We start from the raw sequence: 2,433 nt of genomic DNA, 5'->3' as shown, positions 1-2,433 counted from the left end.
AGGCGGCCCGCTGCATACCAGCCGCAAGGGTGCCCTGCCCAATCCGCTGAACGCGGCCTTTGCTGAATCAGCGGTGCAGGCCGGCTACAAGCGCACCGACGATTTCAACGGTCCGCAGTTCGAAGGCGTTGGCCAATATGACGCGACAATCAAGGATGGGGAACGCTTCTCCGCGGCCAAGGCTTACCTGACGCCCGAAGTGCGGGCGCGCTCCAATCTGCAGATCATCACCGGCGTGCAGGCGCGGCGCGTGCTGCTGGAAGGCAAGCGCGCGGTTGGCGTTGAATATACGCAAGGCGCGTCGGTGCAATCCGCCATGGGCCGGGAGATCATCCTGTGCGGCGGCGCCGTGAACAGCCCGCAATTGCTCATGCTGTCCGGCATCGGCCCGGCGGCGCATCTCAAGCAGTTCGGCGTGGAGGTGGTTGCCGACAGCCCGGATGTGGGCGGCAATCTGCAGGATCACCTCGATGTGATCGTGCAATGGCATTGCAGCCAGCCGGTGACGCTCAACAACAATTCGAAATTCGTGAACAAGATGATCGCGTTGGGCAAATGGGTGTTCACCCGCAGCGGCAATGGCGCCCATATGCCAACGCCGATGGGGGCGTTCCTTTCCACCCGCGAAGGACTGGCCGCGCCTGATATCCAGATGCACTTCATGCCGGTGCGCGGCAATCCGCATGGCCGGGGCACGATGGATGGCCGCCATGGCTATCAGCTGCACGTCTGCCAGTTGCGCCCGGAAAGCCGTGGCACCATCCGGCTGAAGTCGGCCGATCCGCTGGCCGCTCCGGCGATCGATCCGAATTATCTGTCGGCGCCGGAAGATGTCGAAACCCTGGTGCGCGGCGTGGAAATGGCCCGTGAAATCGGCCGCCAGCCCGGCTTTGCGCCCTACAACGACGGCGAAGCGTGGCCAGGCCCGGAAGTGACGGATCGTGCGGCGCTGCTGGAGAAGATGCGTGGTTGGGCTGAAACCATCTATCACCCGGTCGGCACCTGCCGGATGGGCGTGGACGAACGAGCCGTGGTCGATGGCCAATTGCGGGTGAACGGCGTCGAAGGCCTGCGCGTCATCGATGCCAGCGTGATGCCCTTCCTGGTGTCGGGCAATACCAATGCGCCCACCATCATGATCGCTGAAAAGGCCGCCGATATCATCGCTGCGCGCACCAAGCTGGAGCGCAAGCTGGGGCTGGCGGCATGAGCAGCACGCCCTTCACCATCCCGGTGAACGAGGCTGAGGTCGCCTGGATTCGCGACCGTGTTGCGGCCTACCGCTGGTTTGAAGAGCCGCCGAACGCCGGCTGGCGGCACGGCGCCAACCGCGATTACATGCAGCGGCTGCAGGCGCACTGGCTGAACGGTTACGATTGGGCCGGCGCGGTGGCGCATCTCAACCGGTTGCCGCATGTGCGGGTGCGGGTGGGGGAAGATGGCGGCAAGCCCTTCCATCTCCACTGCGTGCACCTGCGCTCCAGCCGGCCCGATGCCCGGCCGTTGCTGATCGCGCATGGCTGGCCGGGATCGATCCTCGAGTTCGATGCGATCATGGAGCGATTGGCCGAACCGGAAGATCCGGCTGCACCGGCCTTCCATGTCGTGGCGCCATCCTTGCCTGGCTATGCCTGGTCAGACCGGCCATCGGCACCGATCGGCCCGCGCGAAGTGGCCCGCCGCTATGATGCGCTGATGGCAGCGCTCGGCTATGACGGCTTCCTCTATCAAGGCGGCGACTGGGGTTGTGTAATCGGCGGCTGGATGGGCCTCGATTCCACCAGCGTGCAGGCAATTCACCTCAACGGTTACGGCCTGCGCAGTGCCGACATGACGCCGAACACACCGGACGAGATGGCCTGGATGCAGAAGGCGGTCGCCATGCGCGAAACCGAAACCGCCTATCTGCAGCTGCAGGGCACCAAGCCACAAAGCCTGGGCTTTGCCATGATGGATTCGCCGATGGGCGTGGCGGCCTGGTTTGCCGAAAAATTCGTCGGCTGGTCGGATGTGGCGGGGGATTATACCGATCCGCCGTTCACCATGGATCAGATGCTCACCAACATCATGGTCTATCTCACTACCCGCAGCTTCCTCACCGCGACCTGGATCTATCGCGGCCTGTTTCTGGAAGGCGGATTCGCCATGCCGGCTGATCGCCGCGTCGAAGTGCCGGTCGGCGTCGCCGCGTTCCCGCGCGATCTGCTGGCCTTCCCGCCGCGATCGATGGTGGAACGCGGCTATAATGTCGCACATTGGACGACCATGCCCCGCGGCGGCCATTTTGCCAGCCTTGAAGAACCCGAACTTTTCCTGGCCGATCTCAGGGCCTTTGTCGCCAGCCTGTGAGCATGGCCGATCCGGTTTGGGAATCGACGCCGGGCCTCACCGCCTATCCGGCCGCTTTGGCCAGGATGCAGGCAATCGCGGCCG

2 protein-coding genes are annotated in these 2,433 nt (G+C 64.4%); both read left to right on the top strand.

Annotated features, from left to right (window positions below; translation table 11 throughout):
- A partial coding sequence (locus tag RT662_RS03235; RefSeq protein ID WP_313669111.1) for a GMC oxidoreductase occupies positions 1–1,210 on the top strand: 1,210 nt, incomplete at its 5' end.
- Positions 1,207–2,349 carry an epoxide hydrolase gene (locus tag RT662_RS03230; RefSeq protein WP_313669109.1) on the top strand — a complete coding sequence of 381 codons (1,143 nt, stop codon included), beginning with the start codon at positions 1,207–1,209 and terminating at the stop codon, positions 2,347–2,349. The genes RT662_RS03235 and RT662_RS03230, both read left to right, overlap by 4 nt.
- The last annotated feature ends 84 nt before the right edge of the window (positions 2,350–2,433 follow it).

Origin of the sequence: Sandarakinorhabdus sp., from assembly GCF_032115815.1 — a bacterium.
Lineage (GTDB): Bacteria > Pseudomonadota > Alphaproteobacteria > Sphingomonadales > Sphingomonadaceae > Sandarakinorhabdus.
Note: the sequence above shows the minus strand (reverse complement) of the source record. Positions and strands in the feature narration are given on the sequence as shown.